The following is a 23,635-nucleotide window of genomic DNA, read 5'->3' as shown; positions in this document are numbered from 1 at the left end:
ACCTTTCTGTTTCAAAGAAGCGGCGCGGCAATCAGCCAATTGCCGCGACCACGGGATTTGCCGCCGCCTGCTCGCGAAAGACCGCAGCGCGGGACAGTGACGAATTCTTCACGGACCGATCGCTCCAAGAGATAAAATCCGAGAAAGACGAAGCCCACGACCGGCGTGCGGCGGTCCTGATGCAGCCCTCCATGAGCGGCGCGAGCCTCTCGCGATTGCGCGCGACCTCTTCGATGATCCGCGCCATCTCCCTCACCACCTGAGGATCGGAAGGCGCGTTGATGAGTATGCCGTCCTCGCCGTCGGAAATGAGTTCGTCCACCGCGCCGACCGCGGTCGCGACGGGCACGCAGCCGAGTTGCTGCGCCTCGGCGATCATCAGCGGCGCGCCCTCCCATCGTGAGGGCATGACGAGAACGTCGGCCCAGCCCAGCGCCTTGATCAGATCCTTGCTCGCAAAGACGGGCGAGCGCACGTCGACGCCCAGGTCCTTCAGCCGTTCGCTCCAGGAGACCCTGGAATCGGCGAGGATTTCCCCTCCGATGGCCCGGGCTTCGAAATTGACGTTGGAGGCCCGCAGTTCCGCGAGCGCTGCCGCCAGCCGGTCGATACCCTTCTGCTGATCGAACCGGCCCATGTAAAGAAGCCGCAAGCGGTCATCCCTGCGCTCGATCCGCCTGACGGCCAGAACCTCCGCCAGGGCCTTGGGCGGTACCGAGAAGCTCGCTCCGTTCGCGACGGCGAAGACTTTCTCGTGGGGGACGCCGTAGCTGTGCAGATAGATCTTGAGCTGTTCGGAGCAGGTTAGGAAGGCGTCGTAGCAATGCTCATGGGCAATCGCTGCGAAGGGCTGACCGGCAGGCCTCTTGAAGGCCGTGTTGTCCACGACGTGAAGATAGCAGGCCGTGCGCGTGCCTTCGGAGCGCAGTCGCGCGATGAGGGGATGGACGGCCATCACGTGGTTGTTGATGACCAGGTCGAAGCCGGAAAGCTGTCCCTTCAGCGCCTCCCAGTCGACCGAATGCCCCTCATCGATGAAATCCTGTCCCAGGAAGGAGCCCGACCCTCCCCAGGCCGGAATTCCCGCGTCCCAGAAGTGAATGTAGTCGAAGCTGGAATCGAATTCATCGATCACATCCATCCGGGACGTGCCGAGCACGAATAGATGAGTTTCGTAATCCGCCGCCTTCAATTCCCGGGCGGCTGCATAGACGACCTTTTCGGCTCCGCCGAACGAGGCATTCGGCACGAGCAGCGCCACGGTCCGCTTGCCCTCGCTATGGCCGAGCGGCAGGACTGGTGATCCTCCGACTTCCTTGCGCAGCGCCTTGTAGAGATCAGTGTAAGGCACGAGCCGGGCGGGACGCCAGGTCCACCGCCTGCCCGCCGTCTCGCGCAGGGGGCTCATGGCAATTGCGTTGACGCAATTGATCATCACCTGCTGAGGCGTGATGAGAGAGCGGCGCGGGAGGCTTCTTGGAAACGGGAAGTGCACTTTCAGAACGGTCGATGTCGGCCATACCTGCTGGCCTCCGATCGAGGCGAACCAGTCCACAGCATTGTTCTGGACCACCTCCTGGACGAGCCGGATCGAAAGGAAAACGAGATCGGCGGGGCCGATTTTTTGCCCGCCCGCCCCATGAACGATCGGCTCGATCTTGCGCTGGGCGGCATCGTTGGCGAGTTGGACGAAGACGACGTTGCTGTTCTCGCTCAGGCGCTCAAGATGGGCAAGCACGTTCGGCAGCATGCGCGAACGCCGCAGAAGGTCGAGCGCCGCGCCGCTTCCGGCGACCAGGAAAGGCGGGAAATGTTCATTGTCGGGCTCGCCGATATTGCCCCAGAACGCCGGTATGATGTCGTCGAGGCGAAGCATCATCGGTGGCTTGGTAGGATCAGTGAAGAAGGAGATCGCCGTATCTTCCGTTCGCGCAAACAGGTAGCGCGGGCACTCCTCATGCTCGAAATCCACCAGCATCGGCCGCTGGAACAGCGGCCTGTGGCGCTTGCGCAGGAAGCTTACCGACGTGGCGCGGTCTCGATTGGCCTCCTTGAAGCGGCTCTCCGCCCTCAGCCTGTATTCGAAGACCGTGTCATGGCAGGGCGTGCCGACGAAACCATGCTCGATGCAGGACAGCCAGAACTCCCAATCCTCGAAGCCGTTCTGCCTGTCGTCGTTGAAGCGGACGCCTTGCTGAAAAACATCGATCGAGATCATCGATCCCGTATCGCAGATGTTGTCGGTGATGCAGTGGACCAGTCGTGAATAGCGGTTGCCGTAGTGAGCGCGCCAGCTTACCGAAAATGTGTCGATATTCGTGTAGACCCACCCGCAGCCACTGGAGAGGAGGTGCCGGTAAAGCGTCTCGATGGTGCCGGGAAGGACGCGATTGTCGGCGTCGAGGAAATAGACAGCCTTCGTCTCTGGAAAGCGCTCGAGGACGAAGTTGATGGCGCGATTGCGCGCGCCACCCGGACCGGCGTTTTGGCCGAACACGACATGGACGGAAGGATGGGCCGCGGCGTAGAGCAACAGTTGATCGAACGTCTCGTGCCGTGGATCGCCGTCGACCGAGACGACAATGACGATCCGGCAGCTGCTAACATTCGAGGCAAATACCGACTCGATCGCCTCCAGAGCAAGTGCCGCGTGACCGTAAAGGGGCATGGCCACGGCGATCAGGTCCGTTGGCTCCCTGTTACTGGACATCGGCGGCCTCCTTAAATTGTTTGACCAACCTGAAGCCGGACACCTTGAGCCAGGAGAAATCGACCGAATCCGTGACTGCGCGGCTGAGAATCATCAGGTCCATCGGGCCGCGTGCCGGCTCGTCCAGCTGGATGTTGATGTTGACGACCTCACTGGAGCTGACTTCACGCCATCCGCTGAAGAATGCCGACGGCTTGGCCGCGCCCTTTCGCGCAAGCTCGGCCACTTCGGAACGCGCATTTGAATTCGCCGGTGCGATCAGGAAGCTGACCGCCGCGGGCTGACCTTCCGGATGATCGATAAAGGCGCTCGCCGAGAAGGATATCGTTCCGGGCTCGACGGCGCGACTGACCGCGCCTGCCGATATGCCACTCGGCAACGGGTGGCAGACAACAGCATGCTCATGCTCGAGGAAGCGCACCGTCTGGAATTCCGGGACGATCGGCGTGACCGAAACGTCCGCGATCTGGCTCAACGTACCGACCGCCAGGCGATAATCGACAGTGTACTGGCCTTCGAGCAGGCTGCTGGGCGCAATCATGTTGGGTGTTCTGGCGGGCTTTACTCCCGGCAGTCCCGTAAACACTTTGAACGCCAGCGGGCGCAGGTCGAGATCCGGATGCGGGAGTTCCGACCGCGCCGAATAGCGCTCGCCGGCGATCGGATAGCCGAGAGAAAGGCCGACGGTCTCCGGTCCAGTCGCGGAGATCCGTAGCCGAAGCGTGCGCGCAGCCCCTCCGCAGGCCCGGGGCAGCGAGAAGAAATTCCAGTTCGGCACGAGTTGCGCATAGGGTACGGTCCACTCGGCGACTCCTTCGCCGCTCTCGAGGTAGCTCAATACGACGACAAGCTCTCCGGTGATCCTGGGCACCGAGTGCAGGTGAAGGGCAAACCCTGCCACGCCAAGGCTGGATATTGGCAGCAGTTGCTCGACGAAGGCGGCGGCAAGCAATTGCCCGATCCCCTCGTCCTTTGGATCGGCGTAGGGATCATGGGAGAAAACTTCAGAAACCGGCTCCCAGTTTCGCGCCTGAAACGCATCTTCGAGCGCCCGGTAGTTTTCCAGCAACGTCTCGCGTTCCCGGCGCAGGATCGCAAGTTCCGAGGTGATTGAGGCGCTATACCGGGCAAGCCGGCCGACGCCGCCCTCGGTCAGCGCCCGCAGAAGCGGAAAACTGTCCGACTTATTTACGGGATCAAGCCGCTGCATGGGAACCGCGGGGACAGTTCCCAGTGGTCCAAGCAGCGCCAGACGCTCCCGCAAATCCGCCTCGCCCTCTTCGGAAAAGGCGACGGCGATCAATGGAAAAGCATTCTCCAATGTCGCTGGAGGATGGCCATCAACATCGAGGTAAACAACCAGATGCTCGATATCGCTCCCTTCGAAGCATGATCGATCCCGGTCCGATGCCGCTATTAGCTTTCTCGTCACCAGTCGTTTCCCAATGCCGGAAGACGTCAATTCTTGCACGCGCGGCCTCTGAAGAATTATCTCGGAACAAAAAGCAAAGACGCCGAATAATCAGATATTTAATCAAATCATCCCGCGCCATATATAGGGAGCCTAACAACTAAGATTGCAGTGCACAATAATAAAAATTAGCCATCGTAAAGAAAAATATTTCATATATACTTTAAAAATCAAAGTAATAATCATGAATTCATCTCTGCATTGCGGCGAAGTAACTTTCCAGTCAGTTTCTCAAGAAGATACTGTTGGCGATCGAGGCAGTCCGTGAGTCGAAAACGCCTCTCCACCGTCCGGCGCGCCGCGGCACGCATCCCAAAATGCCGTTCGGGACTCTTCAGGGCGCCGAGAATGGCCTCAGCGAGTGCGTCCGTATCAAAGAACGGCACCAACAGGCCGTTCCGGCCGGAGCGTATAACCTCCTGGACGGGCGCGGTGTCCGATCCGATGACCAGGGCGCCGCACGCCATCGCCTCCAACATCGACCACGACAAAACGAACGGATAGGTCAGGTAGAGGTGCGCGGCCGAGATCTGGAAAAGCTGCCGCAAAACCGAATGCGGCACCGCGCCGGGAAAGAGGATATTCTCCCGCGGTATATCAAGGGATTTGAGGAGATGATCCTTCCACGCCCCGCCGCCGGGCGGCGGCACACCATAGCTTACGCCATCCCCTCCGACGAAAACGAACAAAGCATCGGGGCGTTGGCGCACAACCTTGGCGGCAGCCTCCAAGACCTGTGGAAATCCGCGATACGGCTCAAGGTCGCGCGCGACAAAGGTGACAATGGGAGAACGACCGGCGCTGAGCACACGCCCGTCCGAAAGCGTGACCGAAGTTGATGGGTCCGGTCGAAACCGCGCCGTATCGATCCCCTCGTGGCATACCGAAATGCGCCCGCGGGCGTCGGCGGGGTACAGACTTCTCTGCCAATGGGTGGGGCTTATGCCGGCCTCGATGGCCTCAAGGGATAGGAGCTGCGCGATGTTGCGCAGCCGCAGCCTCTTGCGCGTCTCCAGATCGGGCTGATCGTCGGGGGAAAACCCGATGTCCGCCCCTTCCGATCGGTAAAAGAACTCGCAATACCCCAATGCGGGCACCCGCGGCAGCACGTCCTTGAAGAACATCATGCTTCCCCAACCGATATGGCCAACGACAACGTCGGGTACCAGCCCTTGCCGCGCCATGGCGTCGAGCGTTTCGGCAACGCGATGGCCGATTCGCGCATGGTGATCGGGAGTGCCCATGTGTCGGGCCATATGCGGATCTGCGCGCGGGCCCGATTCCGCTCGATGTCGAACGACGCGAACGGATGGGATCTTCTGGTCTATGGTCTCGGTGATGAGGCTAACCTCATTTCCCGCCTGCGCGAGCTGAGCGGCCAAGGCAGCGAACTGACCGAAACCCCGACGATGAACAAACGCCACGTGCATCGCCTTTAGCCCGCCCCTGCCAGGTGCACGGCATCACTCACCGCTTAGACGCCGTACCGTGAAGCGCTGCCCCAGGCCAGTTCGAGCTGGTGCAGCGTCTGGAAAGCCGTCTCAAGCATCCGCTGGTCCTGGTCGCCACGATTCACCGCGCGCTCATAAGCCATCGCCGCGTCGCGGAGATTTGCCCTGAGCTGGCGTCCCTTCTCTGTCAATTTGATGCGCGCCGACCGCTTGTCGCGCTGGGAGGCAACGCGATCGATGTAGTCGCCATCGCCAAGCTGCTTCAGATAATAGGAAACGTTGGAGCCGACATAATGCCCACGATCCAGAAGCTCGGCGACCGACAGTTCCGAATCGCCGATTGCCAGCAGAATCATCGCCTGCGCCGGCCCGATATCGTCTACACGAAGCTTGGTCAGCTCCGCACGGATCAGGCCCGAGAAGCGCCGGCTTGCCCGCTCCATGAGGCGAGCGAGCTCGAAATACGTAACCTGCTGGAGGTCCCCAAGCTCGGCACCCTGAGGAAGCCGGGGGTCTGTTTGTGCTGTCTGGCTTATTCGAAGACTCGGATCGTCATTCAGTTCTGCCAGCAAACTGAACACATCATTTTCTTTCATTCGACTCTCCGTTTCAAGATAATACTTCAAAATTTGAAGTAATATTCAAATATGCTCATCACCGACGATCACCATGAGCTTGCACAAGCTCGCTGTTATGTGCCAGATTGGTCGACGCAATACTATCCTTAGGCTCAGTTACAACCAAATCTGTCCTCCAACAGATGGATCTAACGTTAACTCGAGGCAAATTTTCATGCATGAAGTTCAAAATGAGACACGAAGCAAGGGGCAAACCGGGGAAGGCCAAAAACAAGACAGCCCAAGGTTGCTGGTTATTCAAGCAAAGCGTGTATTTTTGTTTGGGTTGCTTTATGCAGCTGCACTGAGCGTGTGTCTGAACATATTACAACTGACGATGCCTCTGTTCATGCTACAAGTCCATGACCGGGTACTCAACAGTCAGAGCATGGACACACTTGCAATGCTCACCATCTTGGCCGTCGGCGCCCTTGTGGTGCTCGGTGTTCTGGAATTCATCCGTGCCCTCTCGTTCCAAGCCATCGGAGGCGCGCTCGTGCGTCGGCTGAACATGCCCGTCCTGGCGGCCGCCGTTCAGGCTTCTATCGATCAGGGCCTGACGCGCGCGACCCAGTCGCTTCGGGACATCGCAGAATTGCGAAGCTTCCTGACCTCGTCAGCGGTCAGTGCGCCCCTAGACGCTGCCTGGTCACCGATTTTCCTCGGCGCCCTTTTCCTTTTGCATCCGCTTTTTGGTCTTATCGGAGCAGTCTCCGCCGCACTGCTCATTTGCGGCGGACTGGTCACGGACATGTTGACGCACCAACTCACCAAGGAAGCGAATCAAACAAATATCGAGGCCGTGTCCAGGATTGGCGCTTCGCTGCGACATGCCGAGGCCATCGAGGCGATGGGCATGCTGCCAGCTCTGGCGAATCGTTGGCGCTCCCTTCAACTGCAGGCTCTCAGCGCCTTTGAAACGAGTGGGTGCAGGAGCAAGGCGATGTCGTCCATCACCCGCAGCCTGCGCTATTCCATCCAGATCATGACGCTGGCAGCCGGAGCCTATCTGGTGCTGGAGCAGGAAATCACGCCCGGCGCCATGATGGCATCGAGCATTCTTGTCGGGCGCCTACTGATCCCCTTCGATTCGATCATCGAGAATTGGCGGCAATGGGTGCTGGCGATCGCTGGCTGGCGTCGCCTCGAGGCCCTTCTCAAGGCGGATCTTGCAATCCGCCAAACGATGCCCACGCCACATTCGTCGGGCGACATCGTGGTCGATAAGCTCGTCTACGCAGCTCCGGGGCTGGATGTGCCCATCATCAAGGGCATTTCTTTCTCCCTCTCTCCGGGCGAGGTTCTTGGCGTGATCGGTCCCTCCGCTGCCGGCAAATCGACACTCGCGCGGCTGCTGGTCGGCATCTTGCGCCCCACGTCCGGCGGCGTCTTCCTCGACGGCAACAACACCTATCTCTGGGAGCGTGGCTCGTTCGGTCAGGTGGTCGGATATCTGCCGCAATCCGTCTCGCTTTTGGAAGGCACCATTCGAGAAAACATTGGGCGAATGGCCGACAGCGATCCCTACAAGGTGCTGGAGGCGGCGCGATTGGCCGACATCCACGAAATGATCGGACGCCTGCCACTCGGTTACGACACACCCGTCGGCGACGGACATCTGACCCTTTCGGGAGGGCAGCGGCAGCGCATAGCGTTGGCGCGCTGCCTCTACAACCAGCCTCGCCTCATCGTGCTCGACGAGCCGAACGCAAACCTGGACTCGATCGGCGAGCGGGCCCTTATCCGCGCGATCCAGCGTGCGCGCGACGACGGCGCCATCGTTATCATAATCGCTCACAGGCCAGCCATCATGCAGGTCGCCGACAAGCTGCTCGTGCTCGAAAACGGCCGCATCACACAGTTCGGACCGCGAACGGCCGTGGTTACAACCACGATGCCGGGCGAACCACACCGCGAGGTAGCCGCAATATGACTGAAAAGAGCCCCCTTGCGGTCCGCTCCGATCTCTCCGAACGTCGCCTCCAGCGGCATCAGCCGGCATCGCGGGATGTTGGCTACTCGAACTTGGAATTCGACCGGTTTGATAGCCGTTCGCCGCTTCGTCGTCTTGTCGTTGCGGGGCTCGCCACGATCCTTGTGTCCTTCGGGGGATTTTTTGCCTGGGCCTTTTCGGTCGAGCTCAGCAGCGCGACGGTCGCCAACGGCACGGTCATCGTCGATTCGAAGCGAAAGACTATCAGCCATTTCGAAGGCGGCGTGATGAGTCTACTGCTCGTTCAGGAGGGCGACAAAGTTTCCGCCGGGCAGCCCCTAATCGCGTTGGAGGATACGCGCGCCCGTTCCAGCCTGCAGTCGCTCCAAATCCGACGCATTGGCCTAATCGCGAAACTGGCGCGATTGAAAGCCGAGCAAACTGACATGCCGCAAATCAGCTTTCCACGCGATTTGGGTGACAGCCGGGACGATACGGTCGATGACGCCGTCAGGGCGGAGACGATATTTTTCGAAAAGCGGCGCGAGACCAAGGTCGGACGCGTCGAGGTCCAGCAAAAGACCATCGAGGAGCATATCGAACAAGCAACGTCGCTCGGCATCCAGATCCAGGCGACCGACCAGCAAATCGATCTCATGAAAGAGCACCGGACGGCGACGGAAACGTTGGCGAAAAAAGGCGCGGCACCGCGCACGCAACTCATCGAGATCGACTCCAAGCTAAGTGAGCTTGCGAGGGAACGGGGCGAACTCGTCGGCAACAAGGCCCAGGCAGAAAAAGCCGCAGCAGGCGCACAGCTTGCGCTGACCGGGATCGAAAGTGACTTTCAGTCGACGATTGCCGGCGAAATCACCACGGCACGCATCGATCTGGCGGACGTCGAAGAGCAGATCATCGCTTCGAAGGACGTGCTGCGGCGCCTTGAGATTCGCTCTCCGCAGGATGGCATCATCAGCAACATCTTGCTGCGCACCCCTGGCAGCGCGGTCACGCCCGGCCAGCCGTTGCTCGAGATCGTTCCGGAAAATGAGCCACTGCTGGTCGAAATGCGCGTCAATCCTCGCGACATCGACAGCATTTCCGTGGGCTCGCATACGCAAGTCCGGCTGACAGCCTATAATCAACGCTCCCGCCTGCCGATGGAAGGCACCATTACATATGTCGCCGCGGACCAGTCGGTAGATGAAAAGTCAAACAGTGCGTTTTTCGTCGCGCGCGCCAAACTCGATCCGGCATCGCTCAAAGCAAACCCGGATGTCCACCTTTATCCCGGCATGCCCGCGGAGGTTCTGATCATCCACGAGTCACGCCGTGCGATCGACTACCTCACTTCTCCCGTCCTCGAGAGCTTCAATCGCGCGTTCAGGGAAGACTAGATTTCCAGGAAATTGAAATGCTGCACAGCAGAAATTGTTTCAAATTTTGAAGTTATTTCAAAGTAAAATATTTTCATACTACTTTATGATCCCGGATATTATCGAAACAATGTGCCAATAATATTCAATTTGGGAAATATATTTCTCAAGACAAGACATTTTAGATTCAAGATATGTTGCACTTCGGTTTTTTGCAGTGCACATTTCAAGCGCGAAATCGTCGCACCCTGCGCCGAGACGCATGAATATCAATCCGAAGAGGAGAGGCAGATGGCCACATTGGAAGGCGGAGCATACGACGATGCGCTGTTCGGCTCCCGCTTTAACGACTTCATTCGCGCCCATGGGGGCGCTGATTTCGTGAGCGGCGGCAACGGGCACGACCTCGTGTTCGGTGATGACGGTGACGACCTGCTGTTCGGCGGAAAGGGAAACGATTCCCTGTTCGGCGGCGAGGACAGCGACTTGTTGAACGGTGAAAACGGGAATGACAACCTCGTCGGCGGCTGGGGTGATGATCTTCTGTACGGTGACAAGGGCAACGACACCCTGCTCGGCGGCCAGGGAAGCGACCTCCTGTCCGGCGGCAAGGGCGCCGATATACTTTATGGCGGCGATGGTGCCGACATCATTGATGGCGGTGCTGGCAACGACGTCCTGGCAGGCGCTGCTGGCCACGACATCTTCGTCTTCGACGGCGGCGGCGGGAATGACGTCATCCTCGACTTTAACGCTGGCGAGGATCTGCTGCAGATCTCGAAGGGCATCAATGGCCTCGACGTGTCTTCGCCCGAAGACCTGGCCTCGCGTGTCACGCAGGTAGGGGGCAATGTCGTCGTGGATCTCGGCCATGGCGATACGCTCACATTGGTAAATGTCGATGCCGACGACGTCCATGCCAATCCCGAGAACTACTTCACCGTTCACTGAATATGACTTCTGTGCGCCCTGCCTCCTCCCGTGGGGCGCGCAACTCCGATCCAGAGGATAGCGTGTGACGTTCGACGAATCGATAGACGCCACTGGCGTTTTCAGAAACGCAAAGATCTTTCGGCTCGGCGCGGAGCTGGCCGTCCTTATCTGGGATCTCCCCCCGTCCCTTCCCGCCACCACAAAGTGCCTGTTGTCCATGGACCAGTCGCCGATACCGCTCGTCAGCATGATGCTGCCTCTTGGCAACGGAAGACAACGAATGTTCTGGGCGATGAGACCGGAAAAGCAGCCGGTGAGTGTCGGCATTTGCACGGAACACGGCAGCACCGCCGAAACCATCGTGATGCATCCGGCGCGCACGCTCGTGCCCCTCGATGTGGAGGCACTGTTCGCGGATCTCGCGCCGGATGCCCGCATCAAGTTCGTCAACAACCTGCTGACCGTGTGGCGAAGCGCCTTCCGCATCGCCAGCGACCATCTTTTCAACATGGTGGTCGAAGACGCCCTTCACGCGCTCGTGCCCGAACCGCAGGCCGCCAGCATCGTCTGCCAAATTGCGCAGGGACGCCATCTGATTGAGACGGCTATCAATCCGGATCTTGGCGACATCACAGCGATCTATGCGATCGGCGCAGCTTCGATTACACGCATGGCCGTAAGACTTGTTCGCGGACGCAACGCGACAAACGGCCTGCAATCGTGCCATTTCATCGCAGAGGCGCCTTCCCCTCCGTTTCTCATCGTCCTCCTGAGCAAGAACGGCGTCGCCATTCGCCAGCTTGCTGACGGCAAGCCTCGCCATCCCAACCTTCAGAGTTGGTGGGGCAAAAACCCCGAGGCGGTGGAACTGCGCGAAATGATTGTTCGTCGACTCGCCACGTTGCCGGAAAGCGGCGCCGCCACGGCGATCGACCTTCAGGTTCGCGCACCACTGGCAACAAGTCGGATTGCCAAGTCATCGATGCATCCGTCCGGTGAGGTCGATCTCGCTCTGGCGCTTGACGACGGTCTGCTGGCCGGCGGCTGGTTCCACGCGCCGTCATCCGCGTCCGCCGGCATCGACTACGTCAAAGAGGACGGCACGGCCGTGCCGCTCGACGGCAACAGCTACGAATTTCCGGCATGGGCGCAAGGGAAGGATGAGAAGAGTAAGACCGATGTGACCGGTTTCGTTGCCTGGGTCCCTCTGTCGGAATCCCCCGGGCCGCTCCTGCAACCGCGATTTCAGATGCGCCTTGCCTCGGGAACGGTCAGGCCGCTGATACCGACGCCACAGCCTTTCGAGCCCGCGACACAACGAAACCATGTCCTGCGCGCCGTGCCGCCTCAGCATGCGGTCGACGGTGCCTTCCGCACGATTCTTGCCCCTGCCCTGCAGGACATAGAACGACGATTGGGCAAGACCATAGAGGTCGACAGCACAAAGGACTACAGCTTGCCCAAAAGCGCACCCCTCGTTTCCATTGTCGTGCCCCTCTACCGGGTTCTCGATTTCCTGCGCTTCCAACTGTCGGGGATGGCCACGGATCCATGGCTAGCAGCCAACACGGAGGTCATCTATGTCCTCGATTCACCGGAAATCCGGGATCAGACGGAGCACCTGCTCGGCGGCCTGCACCTTCTGCACGGGCTGCCGATGAAGTTGGTCGTTATGAATCGCAACGCCGGCTATGCGCGTGCTTGCAATGCCGGCGCACGTTTTGCACGCGGCGCCATACTGGTCATGCTCAATTCAGATGTCGTGCCTTTCGCGCCAGGCTGGCTTCAGGTGTTGTCGCGAGCGCTATTGAAAAGCAACGAGCTGGGTGCCGTCGGCCCGAAACTGATCTACGAAGACGGATCGCTGCAGCACGCTGGACTGTACTTCGGCCGCGACCAGCGCGGGATCTGGCTGAACCACCATTTCCACAAGGGCATGCCTGGCGACTACATGCCTGCGCAACATGCCCGCGACGTTCCCGGCGTTACCGGCGCTTGCCTCGTGACCCGCAGAGACACTTACGAGCGCGTTGGCGGGTACACCGAGGACTACGTGATCGGCGACTACGAGGACAGCGACCTGTGCCTCAAGATCCGTCGCCTCGGGCTCCAGATTGCCTATGAGCCGGCAGCGTGCCTGTATCATTTCGAGCGTCGCTCGATTCGCCGCAGCCAGGACTACATGCGCGGCGTTGCAAGCCAATACAATTCATGGCTGCATACGCAGCGCTGGGAGGAGGATATCGCCGAACTGATGGCGAACCTGTTCGATAGGGACGAGCGACCCACCGCGGCGGGTGTGAGAATCCGGAAGAGGAACGCAGCGTGACTCATGCGGCACTCCTGCACCCCACCAAGCCGGCCCGGCTAATAGATGAAGACCGTGTTCGCTGGCTAATCGAATCTGTTCGGGGCAATCGTTTTCTGCCGCAACCGGAATCCACCAACGTCTTCGTGGGAGACGGGGATTTTCGCGCGATAGGAGCGGAGTTTCTCGGTTACTTCATTCGCATCGGCGGCCTGCGCGAAGACAGCCGCGTTCTCGACATCGGGTGCGGCATCGGCCGGATGGCCGTGCCGCTTACCCAATATCTCGATCCGCAAACGAGCCGCTACGATGGTGTCGATCCAGTCGAGAGCGGTATTGGCTGGTGCCAGCGAACGATTGCGCCTGCCTACCCCAATTTCGCCTTCCGGCAACTGGACATCGCTCACGAGCTGTACAATCCGAACGGCAAGATCAGCGGGATGGCCTTGACGCTTCCGTTTCCGGATCGGCATTTCGACTTCGTCATCATGACGTCCGTGGTCACTCATCTGCCGCCCGCGGAGGTCCTTGTCTACCTCGCCGAGGTCCGCAGGATCCTGTCACCCGGCGGGCGCCTGTTCATGACCGCCTTCGTGGTCGACCGGATCGCGGCGGCAAACGAACACGGGCGACGCGATCCGCGTCTCCCCTTCCGCCGCTATGGCGAAAGCCCATGCTGGTTCGTACCCAACCAGCCACCGCTTGCCGCAGTCGGTTTCGAAGACGGCTTTCTGGACAAGGCGCTCGAACGGGCCGGCCTTTCCGTCGCCCTGAAATCGCTTGGCCATTGGCGCGGCACCAACGCAGGCCACCATCAGGACTTCATCGTGGCGAAGCGCCGGGGAAATGGTCGATGAGCAAGCGCATTCTGGTGGCAGCCCACAACCATCCGTCCCTTCACCCGGGTGGAACGGAGATATTTGCTCACGACTTGTTTCGCGCCTACCAGCGCGAGGGGCACGAAGCCCTGTTTCTCGGTGCCACGAACCAAATCCACCGCGAAGCCAGACCGGGCACGAGCTTTCAGAGCATCGGCTCGGCGGGAGATGAGGTCCTGCTTTGGTCCGGACACTTCGATCGCTTCTTCATGAGTCAGATCGACCTTTATGGTGTTGTGCCGGACATAGCGGAGTTGCTGCGCGATTTCCGGCCAGATGTGGTTCACCTCCATCACCTGCTGCTGCTTGGCGCCGAGTTCCCTCACATCGTCCGCCGCACCTTACCCCACTGCCAGATCGTCATGACGCTCCATGACTACTACCCCATTTGCCACCATGAAGGCCTGATGGTACGCACCGGCAGCAAGGAGCTTTGTCACCAATCCAGCCCGGACCGCTGCCATGGCTGTTTCAAGGACATTCCGCTCGATCGCTTTGCCTTGCGCGAACGCCACCTGAAGGCCCTGCTGAGCACGGTTGACCACTTCTTCTCGCCAAGCGCTTTTTTACGGGAGCGCTTCGTGCGGTGGGGACTGGACGAAGATGCGATTAGCGTCATTCCCAATGGTATCCCCACCCGAAATGCCGGCGCGCGAAGGGAGCTGCTCCAGGGCGGGAAGCCGGTCTTCGGATATTTCGGAAATCTCAACCCCTGGAAGGGGGTGACCGTATTGCTCGACGCTGCGCGCCAGCTTCTGGCCGATGGCCTTGATTTCGAACTCCGCGTCCATGGCGGAGCGCCCTTCCAGAGCGAGGCCTTCGTCGATGAGATCAATCGGCGCTTTACCGAAACGTCAGAATCGGTGCAGTCCCGAGGCCCCTATCGACGCGAAGATATTGGCGATCTGGTGGCCGCGGTCGATTGCACCATAGTTCCTTCCGTCTGGTGGGAGAACGCGCCGCTTGTCATTCAGGAAGCCCAGGCTCAAGGCCGTCCGGTCATCGCCAGCAACATCGGGGGAATGGCTGAAATGATCGAGCATGGCGTCAACGGCCTGACTGTTCCACCCAACGATGCCCGAGCGCTCGCCGTGGCGATGCGGAACATAGCGGAAGAGCCGAACCTGCTGCGCCAGCTCTCCGAAAACGCCCGCAAGCCCGACGACATCGACACGACCGCCCGCCGCTACCTCAAGTGGATGGACACGGCACAGGTTCAGGCACAGGAGAGCTTATGATTAGTCCCGCTGAACGACCGGATGCCGCATCCGAACAGGACAACGCTAAGCCGATGAACGGCCGGGTGGATGCCGTTGACATGGGCCGGATCTTCGGCTGGGCATTCGACCCGATGGCGCCGGATCAACGGCTGACCATTCGTGTCCTCCTCGATGGCAAGGTGATTGCCGAGGCTGTTGCCGACCGCAATCGTCCCGACCTGCGGCGCAACGGTATCGGCGACGGCAAACACGCATTTGAAATCGCGCTGCCCGATCCCGTCCAGTCTCGGGTGAACGATATTGTCGTCATGGCGCGAAATGGAAGCGGTTCCGAGCAGGCCCTGCGCGTTCCCCAGCCAAACGAGCAGGCGGCCGAGGCTCTTATCGCCGCACCCCTGGCGAAAGTGCTCGATAAGCTCGATTTGCTGATGGCGGCGCAGCGGCAGTTGCAGGTCTCACAGCGCTCGCTGCAGCGCACACCGGAAATCGATGCCGACAAGACCGAGACCGCCGGCCTCACCGATGTCAGTAACGCCGTCGAAAGCCTCAAGGTGGATATCAGCCAACGGCTGAATGATCTCGATGTCCATCTGATGCGGCTGGATGGGGTTGTGGCAGGAATGGAGAAGAACCTGAATACGTTGCGGAAGCGTGCGAACGGCGAAGTCAAGCCCCTGCTGCTGCTGCTGTTCATTCTCGTGGGATTTGCCGCGGGCGCCAGCCTTACGCTGGTAGCCAGAATCTGATCCAGGGAGGGTAAAGCGTGCTGGTTAGAGAACAATCCCCCGCTGTCATTAGTCCCTCGGCAGGCGGGCATGGGGCGAGCAGGGCGATGCGCTCTGGAAGGGTTATCGGCTGCCGCGTCGACGAGACAACCTTGCTGATCATCGGCCTCGGCCGTGTCACGGCCGGCGACGTGGTGGTCGGCCTCGGTGAGGATCAAGCAGTCACGCCAAGCTTGTTTGTCTCGGAATGGCGATTGGCCGCATCCTCACCGCGGGCCAAGCACGGCTTCGCGGCGCTCCTTCCGGCTGTGGGCACGGACCTGACCATGACCACGATCCGGTTCGGAGAGGAGGAGACGGGCGCACGCTACATCTTTGCGCCCCGGCTTGCCTCCGCGGAGGAAGCAGCCGCGCTTGTGGTTGAGTCTGCGGGATCTCAGTCAGCCGCGGTCCTCGACCGGCTCGTGGACGCTCTGATGGTCGGCAATGTCAGCCGCCGCAGACTTCTGACCATAACCGCGCTTTTGCAGTCAGCCCACGCCAGCGATGGGTTTATCGAGTTGATTGGTGAGAGCCATGATGGCGCGACGTTCCTGCAGGGCTGGAGCCGCGGCATGGCGCCGGGGCCTTGCCGGGTGTCCGTGGTGGGCAATGTGACACCGGTGGTCGCGGAGTGCGGTATCGCCATCTTTCCTCGCCCGGACGCTCCCGATGGCGCCTCTGGTTTTGTCGGCCTTCTCGAGGCCAGCCAGGCTGCCCTCGCTCTCGACATCGAAGGTCTGGTTTTTCGGGGGCGCGCCGGTTGGAGGTATGTTGCGGTCCACCCCCGAAAGCGCATCGCCGGCCCGCTGGAAACGCCCGAACATATCCGGTCGATTCTGCTGCGGACCCATGGCGCGCCGGACGTGCTCCTGTCCCTGCGAGCAGCCGCCAACAGCTTTGAGGGCAAAGAAACCGTCTCCAGCCTGCCGTATCCCGTCCGGATGGGAATAGACAGCACATTTGAGGCCGATGGAGGAAACCTCCTCGTCTCCGGCTGGCTTTATGACCCCGACGGCCACGTCGCAACGGTAAGACTGCGTCGATGCGATGCCGCGGCTCGCCTCGACGAACGCTGGACGCGTTTTGATCGCCCCGATGTCACGGACAGTTTCGACGACCAGCAGCACTTCACACCGAGCCTTTGGAGCGAACAGCGCGCGCATGGCTTCATCGCCCACGCCCAATTGCCGAACGAAGATCCTGGTGCGCCCCTCTACTTCGAACTAACGCTGCACGATTCGCGCCGTGCGTTTCTGCCAGTGAAACCAACGCGGGTTTCTGCGCGCTTGGCGGCATTGCGCCAGATCGGCTCCATCGATCCCGCAAACTGTGCGCTGCCGGCGATAGTCGATTCACAAATTGTCCCGTTCCTCGGACAATCCGAAAGGTTAACGCCGGTTATCGAGACAATCCTCGATGCCGGCTCCTTCGATGAGGAAAACAGCCCGCCAATCGTCATTGGCGCCGGGGAGGGCGAGGAGGACATTTCCCCGCTGCTGGCCTTGCTTGCGCTCGATCCGGAGACGCGGCACACGCCGATCATGATCGCCATGCCCGCGGAGCGCTTTCGCAGGCAGGCTGCTCGCCTCAGGGAACTCGCACGGTTCTATAGCCTTTCGGCCAGGCTGGTATCGGTGAAGGGAACAGGCGACGTCCACGACATGCTGGAAGCCGGCACGCAAGCACTCTCCTGTGAAACGGTCGTGTCGCTCTCCGCTTCACTGATCCCGCGCGGGACAGGCTGGTATGGCAAGCTCTTGGCCACGGCCGCGATGCTCAAAGGAAGCGTCGTCTCGCCCGTCCTGGTTTACGAGGACCATTCCATTCGCTGGGCGGGAAGCTGGATCGATGACGGCAACTGCGACGAACCGGTCGTGGGCCGCTATACGGGATATCCTCTCAAAGCGGTTGCCGACATGAAGCTGACCCGTATCGCGGCGGCCTCGCTCGAGTGCTGCGTCATGCCCCGCGATGCCCTGTTGCGCGCCGGCGGCTTTTCCGGCGGCTATCTGGGCGCGCAGGAAAAGGGTCTGGATCTCGGCCTCCGTCTCAGCCGCTCCGGGTTTGACTCCTATTTGCTGCCATCGGTGCAGATGTGGGGCTGCGACGACGCAGGCAACGGTGATAGTCCGGCGATGGCGGCTCTGATGGAGGAGATCGATCGAAAGATCTTCAAGAGCCAATGGTTGCCTATCCTCACCGTTGAAAAGCACCCGGAAAAGAGGCCCGCATGAACGAGCAGCTTCGCGTCCTTGTCGTCTCGCATGCGCACCCAACGGTTTCGCTCGGCGGGGCGGAAATCGCCTCTCACAACCTGCATCGCGGCCTGAACGCATTGCCGAACGTGCAATCGGTTTACCTGGCCCGGGTCGGCCATCCGGTCCCGCGGCATGCCTCGTCCGCGCTGATGAGCCTTCGCCTTGCCGATGATGAGTTGCTGTTCCACGCGGACGACTACGACCATTTCTTTTTGTCCAATGGCGATACCCAGGCAATCAGCCGAGACCTGTTGCGTTTCGCGCGCGATCTCAGGCCCCATGTCGTGCATTTCCATCATGTTCTAGGCATTGGCCTTGAAGCCCTCTACGCCCTTAGAGAAGCATTTCCGCACGCGGCCATACTCGTCACGTTCCACGAGTATCTGTCGATCTGCCACAATCATGGGCAGATGGTGAAACGGCCTTCCGGTCAGCTCTGCGAAACAGCATCCCCCGTCGCTTGCCACGGCTGCTTTCCCGACATCCCCGTCTCACGCTTCCTGAAGCGGGAGTTGTTTGCGCGCGGGATGCTTGGCCTTGCCGACGCTTTCGTCTCCCCCAGCCGGTTTCTGGCGGAGCGCTACGTCGCATGGGGCATCGAAAAGGACAAGCTCAGCGTGATCGAGAACGGCATCGCCGTGGAAACAGCTGCGCCCGCGCGAGAAGCGCAAGGTCCCAACCCGCGCCGCAACCGCTTTGCCTATTTCGGACAAATGACGCCGTTCAAGGGGGCCGACCTCCTGATCGACGCTGTTTTGCGCATCCCGAAGGAGATATGGGGCGAAGACTCCTGCCTGATGATCTTCGGCGGCAACCTCGAGCGACAGCCGATCGAATTCCAGGAGCGGATGAAGAAGCTCATCGCAGACGCCGGCCACCGCGTCCGTTTCTACGGCGCTTACCAGAACGCGGACGTGCCGCGTCTCATGCGTTCGGTCGACTGGGTGGTTCTGCCGTCCGTCTGGTGGGAAAACTCGCCCATCGTGATCCAGGAGGCCCTGCTCCATCGTAGGCCGATGATGTGCTCCGACATCGGCGGGATGGCCGAGAAGGTGCGTGACGGAAAAGATGGCCTGCACTTTCGCGCTGGCAGCAGCCAGGATCTCGCGGACCGCATCGTCGAAGTCTTGGGTGATAGCCAAATCTGGGAGCGGCTGCGCGTTTCCATGCGACAGCCCGCCGACCGCCTCGCCTGCGCGCAAGAACACGTCAAACTCTATCGCGCGCTGCTGCGGCGGAAGCTAGATGCCGCGATGACCGAGAGCCCCGCGCTTCTCGCCCACTCGCTTTAGCGACGCTCGCGTTGTGAAGCGCTGAAAGGGCTTCGACCAAGAGAGGATCGATCAACCAAACCCTTGAGAAACCGTTCGCAAGGTCGCATGGAGGGCTCCCTACATGCACACGAAAGTCCGCAAGACCATCATCCGCGCCGCCGGTTTGGAACAAGGATGCTCCGGCAACCAAAAGCGTTGGACCTGAGATAGGCTGTCACTCTTCAGCAAGGCCATCTTGTCGAGTAGGCTCGGCAACATTCGGATCACGAATGCGCGGCGTCATCCGCCCCAAGGCGGCGCGCGATACGGCCGTCCAGTTCCGCTATCCGGCGGGCGAAACCAGGATTTTCCGGCTGATATGTCATGGCGTCCACAAGCATGGTCCGCGCCGTCGCAAGCTCACCGTCGCGAATGTGGCGGTTGGCCCGATGATAGAGGAAGTTTGCTCGCTCGACCGGAGAGAAAGCCGAGCCGAAGCGTGCATGAAACCGGTCGGCCCAGGCCCGATGCCGGGCGATCGCCGTCACAGCGATCTGATAGGGCCGCATCGGCGCCATGACTCGGGCTGCGCGAGCCAGAGCGCGTAGACCCGGAAGATCGTCTTCGCGGCAGGCTTCGATCAGCGACAGGGCGCGTGCCGTTCCGGTGAACGCCCGAACGGTGCCATGGCCTGTCATGTGGACCGGCACGAGGTGCGTCCTCGCCTGCAGCGTCGCGATTCGAACCGCGTGCTGGTGATCGACGGCGTGGAACGGATCGAAGAAGAGATAGGCCCGGCCAGTTGCGTGATCAGGCGCGATCCCCATATTGGCGTGGAGGTCGGGCGAGAAATGGCTTGCAAACCTGCCATCGAAAGGAACGGCCTTCGGATCGATCGAGATCTGAGGGCAAAAAGCGATGGCAACGGCAGCGTTGAAGCGCCTTCGGTACCGCAACGCCGCGTAGCCGCCCTGCGAGTGCCCGTAAAGGATCCGCTCCGGTGCTGCGCGGAGGATGGGCGCGGTCGCCTCGACCGCCTTGACGACGCTCGCCGCCGGAAACCAGTTCGGCCGTCGACTGATGAAGCCAAGTGCCGAAACGTCAGCTTTCTCGCAGAACCGCTGCCCCCAGAAGCGGCTGCCGTTCGCCTTCATTTCCATCTCGTTAAAGGTGACGAGAAGATAGGGAGATGATCCTGAACGATGTATCACCTCCAAATTTTCATCTGAAAATACGAGCATGCGGCGATCCATCAGCAATTACGGAACAAATATACTTCAATATTTGAAATATAATATCCATGATCGAAGTATGCGCAAAAACAGGCTTAAATTCAACTCCGAATGTATACCCGCGCTTGAACGATATATTTCTTAATCGCTTACTCCGAGTTACAGAAGAGGCTTATCCAGCTTGCCGAGGTATTACCCACGTCCAGCGTTCACGCATGACGTGTCTCTCCCGCACGCGGCTTTACTTGAGAAGAGAGAGACAGGCCTAGTTGCGACGACGCAGGAAAGCCCTCCGGTGAGGACGCTTAGGCCCTGCAACGCAGCAAGCAGCAACTGGAGCAAATGATCGACGCCCTGCCCATCAACACCCTGAGTTTCTCTCCTTCGCGCAGGATGACCTACGCCAGCAAGCGATATCTGGACAGCGCTGGTTCGCCGACGGCCGACATCGAGGACTTCGATGCGCTGGGCATCCGTCAAAAGCCGCGCCGTTCACGAGGAAGTCCTTCCAGGCAGAGCGGCTCTCGCGGCCGGCCATCTCGACAGACAGAATCTGCCGCCGTCCATCCCAGTCGATGCCAACGGCGATCAGCACCGCCTGGCTCATCACGACGCCGGCCTCGCGCACCTTCTCGTAACGCGCATCGAGGATCAGGTAGGGAAAGGGCTCTTGAAGCGGCCGCTCGGCAAAGGCCTTCAGGCTCTCGTCCAGCCGCTTGTTGATCGCCGAGATCGATGATGCCGAGAAGGCATGGCCACAGAGCTCCTCGGTAATCGCCTTGACCTTCCGGGTCGATACCCCCTTGCACATACATCTCCGCCAAGGTCGCCACCAGGGCCCGCTCGGAGCGCTGATAGCGCTCGAATAGTTCGGTGGAGAAGTGCCCCGAGCGATCCTGCGGAACCCGCAGTTCAAGCTTGCCCACCCGCGTGATCAGCGTGCGGCCATAGTGGCCCGAGCGGTAGCCGAGCCGCTCCGGCGTGCGCTCGCCTTTTGCAGCCCCCAGTGTCTCGTCCATCTCCGCTTCCAGCACCTCCTGCATCACCGTGCGGATGCCCATCAGGGTTCGAAAGCAAAATCTCTTTGACGGCGGCGCTGGCTGTCTTACCTTCAATCTTGGTCATGGTGGCGTTCCTTCCAGGGAATCAGGTGACGTTGAACATCACCAGCCTGCCATGACCGCCTCCTTCAGAGAATTTGCAGAACCTTCAGCACACTACCGGCAAAATGTCCGTCTTGGCGGCTGAGGTGGTTCTGGTCTTTCGAGGGTTGGCCAACCCGATTTTCGGGCATTTGAACGCAAGAAGGGCTCCGAGTTAGCTCGGAGCCCATTGAATTGGTTTGGAATTTGGTTGCGGGGGCAGGATTTGAACCTGCGGCCTTCAGGTTATGAGCCTGACGAGCTACCGGGCTGCTCCACCCCGCGTTATTGTTTTTTTGAGCGGAACGGACCGCTGTTGTTGCGGCCGGTTTATATCGGCTTATTGCCGTTGTTTTGTTTTGAGAAGATTGTGATTTTGTTGTTGCGTTTTGCAGACCTGGCGGCGACCGACTCTCCCGCGTCTTGAGACGAAGTACCATGGGCGCTGGGGCGTTTCACGGCCGTGTTCGGAAAGGGAACGGGTGCAGCCACCCCGCCATAACCACCAGGTCAGCGAAGCGCAACGATTTGAGAAGCTGGTGAAGTTTTCACTTCGTTTTGTTGAACACGTCATTGGCGGGGAAGCGCTTGTATGCTGCTTCTTATCGCCTGGCTCATTTTGATGAGCATTGTCAATGAGAACGATCAAGCCGATCGAGCTATTAGTACCGGTAAGCTTCATGCATTGCTGCACTTCCACACCCGGCCTATCAACGTGGTCGTCTTCCACGGCTCTGATAGGGAACACTCGTTTTCAGGTGGGTTTCCCGCTTAGATGCCTTCAGCGGTTATCCCTTCCATATGTAGCTACCCTGCTATGCCCTTGGCAGGACAACAGGTCCACCAGAGATATGTCCATCCCGGTCCTCTCGTACTAGGGACAGATCCTGTCAATATTCCTACACCCACGGCAGATAGGGACCGAACTGTCTCACGACGTTCTGAACCCAGCTCACGTACCGCTTTAATTGGCGAACAGCCAAACCCTTGGGACCTGCTCCAGCCCCAGGATGCGATGAGCCGACATCGAGGTGCCAAACAACCCCGTCGATATGGACTCTTGGGGGTCATCAGCCTGTTATCCCCGGCGTACCTTTTATCCGTTGAGCGATGGCCCTTCCACGCGGGACCACCGGATCACTATGACCGACTTTCGTCTCTGCTCGACTTGTCAGTCTCGCAGTCAGGCGGGCTTATGCCATTGCACTCGACGACCGATTTCCGACCGGTCTGAGCCCACCATCGCGCGCCTCCGTTACTCTTTCGGAGGCGACCGCCCCAGTCAAACTACCCACCATACACTGTCCCGGATCCGGATAACGGACCGCGGTTAGACATCCATGACGATAAGGGTGGTATTTCAAGGATGGCTCCACGGAAACTGGCGTCCCCGCTTCAAAGCCTACCACCTATCCTACACATGCCGACACGAATGCCAGTGTAAAGCTATAGTAAAGGTGCACGGGGTCTTTCCGTCTGACCGCAGGAACCCCGCATCTTCACGGGGAATTCAATTTCACTGAGTCTATGTTGGAGACAGCGGGGAAGTCGTTACGCCATTCGTGCAGGTCGGAACTTACCCGACAAGGAATTTCGCTACCTTAGGACCGTTATAGTTACGGCCGCCGTTTACTGGGGCTTCAGTTCAAAGCTTGCACCTCTCCCTTTAACCTTCCAGCACCGGGCAGGCGTCAGACCCTATACGTCGTATTGCTACTTCGCAGAGCCCTGTGTTTTTGATAAACAGTCGCTACCCCTGGTCTGTGCCACCCCATCCTGGTTGCCCAAAATGGGGTCACGCTTCTTCCGAAGTTACGCGTGCAATTTGCCGAGTTCCTTCAACATAGTTCTCTCAAGCGCCTTGGTATACTCTACCTGACCACCTGTGTCGGTTTCGGGTACGGTCTATACGGTGGAGCTGTTTCCTGGAACCGCGTCCCTGCAAGATCAATCCAATAAGACCTTACAAGTTGAGCAATCCGTCACTACCACCAGGCCCACGAATATTAACGTGGTTCCCATCGACTACGCGTGTCCGCCTCGTCTTAGGGGCCGGCTAACCCTGCTCAGATTAACTTTAAGCAGG

14 protein-coding genes, 1 tRNA gene, 2 rRNA genes and 1 pseudogene (1 of these 18 cut by a window edge) are annotated in these 23,635 nt (G+C 59.9%); 9 read left to right on the top strand and 9 right to left on the bottom strand.

Annotated elements, in window-relative coordinates:
* Nucleotides 1-31 precede the first annotated feature (31 nt).
* From ISN39_RS19430 to ISN39_RS19415, 4 genes are all read right to left on the bottom strand, one after another.
* Complete coding sequence (locus tag ISN39_RS19430; RefSeq protein ID WP_194728557.1) at nucleotides 32-2,710, bottom strand: glycosyltransferase; 2,679 nt, start codon at nucleotides 2,708-2,710, stop codon at nucleotides 32-34.
* Nucleotides 2,700-4,181, bottom strand: coding sequence for a DUF6212 domain-containing protein (locus tag ISN39_RS19425; RefSeq protein ID WP_194728556.1), 1,482 nt, complete (start codon nucleotides 4,179-4,181; stop codon nucleotides 2,700-2,702). The genes ISN39_RS19430 and ISN39_RS19425 overlap by 11 nt, the downstream gene beginning before the upstream one ends.
* Nucleotides 4,182-4,363: 182 nt before the next feature.
* Nucleotides 4,364-5,611, bottom strand: coding sequence for a glycosyltransferase family 4 protein (locus ISN39_RS19420; RefSeq protein WP_194728555.1), 1,248 nt, complete (start codon nucleotides 5,609-5,611; stop codon nucleotides 4,364-4,366).
* Nucleotides 5,612-5,655: 44 nt separating this feature from the next.
* Nucleotides 5,656-6,228: a MarR family transcriptional regulator gene (locus tag ISN39_RS19415; RefSeq protein ID WP_194730259.1), complete on the bottom strand. Its 573-nt coding sequence runs from the start codon at nucleotides 6,226-6,228 to the stop codon at nucleotides 5,656-5,658.
* 196 nt (nucleotides 6,229-6,424) lie between these two features.
* Here ISN39_RS19415 and ISN39_RS19410 point away from each other — a divergent pair, with 196 nt between their 5' ends.
* From ISN39_RS19410 to ISN39_RS19370, 9 genes are all read left to right on the top strand, one after another.
* Nucleotides 6,425-8,182 (top strand): type I secretion system permease/ATPase, encoded by a 1,758-nt coding sequence (locus ISN39_RS19410; RefSeq protein ID WP_194730258.1) that lies wholly within the window; start codon nucleotides 6,425-6,427, stop codon nucleotides 8,180-8,182.
* Entirely contained in the window at nucleotides 8,179-9,579 is a 1,401-nt protein-coding gene (locus ISN39_RS19405; protein ID WP_194728554.1) for an HlyD family type I secretion periplasmic adaptor subunit, read from the top strand. The genes ISN39_RS19410 and ISN39_RS19405 overlap by 4 nt, the downstream gene beginning before the upstream one ends.
* 270 nt (nucleotides 9,580-9,849) lie before the next feature.
* Nucleotides 9,850-10,509, top strand: coding sequence for a calcium-binding protein (locus tag ISN39_RS19400; protein WP_194728553.1), 660 nt, complete (start codon nucleotides 9,850-9,852; stop codon nucleotides 10,507-10,509).
* Between the two features lie 64 nt (nucleotides 10,510-10,573).
* Entirely contained in the window at nucleotides 10,574-12,820 is a 2,247-nt protein-coding gene (locus ISN39_RS19395) for a glycosyltransferase (protein WP_194728552.1), read from the top strand.
* Nucleotides 12,817-13,656, top strand: coding sequence for a class I SAM-dependent methyltransferase (locus ISN39_RS19390; RefSeq protein WP_194728551.1), 840 nt, complete (start codon nucleotides 12,817-12,819; stop codon nucleotides 13,654-13,656). The genes ISN39_RS19395 and ISN39_RS19390 overlap by 4 nt, the downstream gene beginning before the upstream one ends.
* Complete coding sequence (locus ISN39_RS19385; RefSeq protein ID WP_194728550.1) at nucleotides 13,653-14,915, top strand: glycosyltransferase family 4 protein; 1,263 nt, start codon at nucleotides 13,653-13,655, stop codon at nucleotides 14,913-14,915. The genes ISN39_RS19390 and ISN39_RS19385 overlap by 4 nt, the downstream gene beginning before the upstream one ends.
* Nucleotides 14,912-15,643: a hypothetical protein gene (locus tag ISN39_RS19380; protein WP_194728549.1), complete on the top strand. Its 732-nt coding sequence runs from the start codon at nucleotides 14,912-14,914 to the stop codon at nucleotides 15,641-15,643. Before ISN39_RS19385 ends, ISN39_RS19380 begins: the two co-directional genes overlap by 4 nt.
* Nucleotides 15,644-15,729: 86 nt before the next feature.
* The gene (locus tag ISN39_RS19375) at nucleotides 15,730-17,898 is read left to right on the top strand and encodes a hypothetical protein (protein WP_246763254.1); all 2,169 of its coding nucleotides are present in this window, start codon (nucleotides 15,730-15,732) and stop codon (nucleotides 17,896-17,898) included.
* Nucleotides 17,895-19,214, top strand: a complete 1,320-nt coding sequence (locus tag ISN39_RS19370; RefSeq protein WP_194728547.1) for a glycosyltransferase family 4 protein — start codon at nucleotides 17,895-17,897, stop codon at nucleotides 19,212-19,214. Before ISN39_RS19375 ends, ISN39_RS19370 begins: the two co-directional genes overlap by 4 nt.
* A gap of 245 nt (nucleotides 19,215-19,459) precedes the next feature.
* On the opposite strand, the gene ISN39_RS19365 is transcribed toward ISN39_RS19370, so the two are convergent.
* From ISN39_RS19365 to ISN39_RS19345, 5 genes and pseudogenes are all read right to left on the bottom strand, one after another.
* A complete protein-coding gene (locus tag ISN39_RS19365; protein WP_092584322.1) occupies nucleotides 19,460-20,416 on the bottom strand; it encodes a hypothetical protein in 957 nt (318 codons plus the stop codon).
* A gap of 484 nt (nucleotides 20,417-20,900) precedes the next feature.
* A pseudogene (locus ISN39_RS19360) lies at nucleotides 20,901-21,532 on the bottom strand (transposase); the annotation flags it as partial.
* A 225-nt stretch (nucleotides 21,533-21,757) separates the two neighbouring features.
* Nucleotides 21,758-21,834: transfer RNA gene (locus ISN39_RS19355), tRNA-Met, on the bottom strand.
* A gap of 110 nt (nucleotides 21,835-21,944) precedes the next feature.
* Nucleotides 21,945-22,059: ribosomal RNA gene (gene rrf, locus ISN39_RS19350) — 5S ribosomal RNA — on the bottom strand.
* A 131-nt stretch (nucleotides 22,060-22,190) separates the two neighbouring features.
* Nucleotides 22,191-23,635, bottom strand: a 23S ribosomal RNA gene (locus ISN39_RS19345) (it continues 1,497 nt past the right edge of the window).

The organism is Rhizobium sp. 007, assembly GCF_015353075.1.
Lineage (GTDB): Bacteria > Pseudomonadota > Alphaproteobacteria > Rhizobiales > Rhizobiaceae > Rhizobium.
Note: the sequence above shows the minus strand (reverse complement) of the source record. Positions and strands in the feature narration are given on the sequence as shown.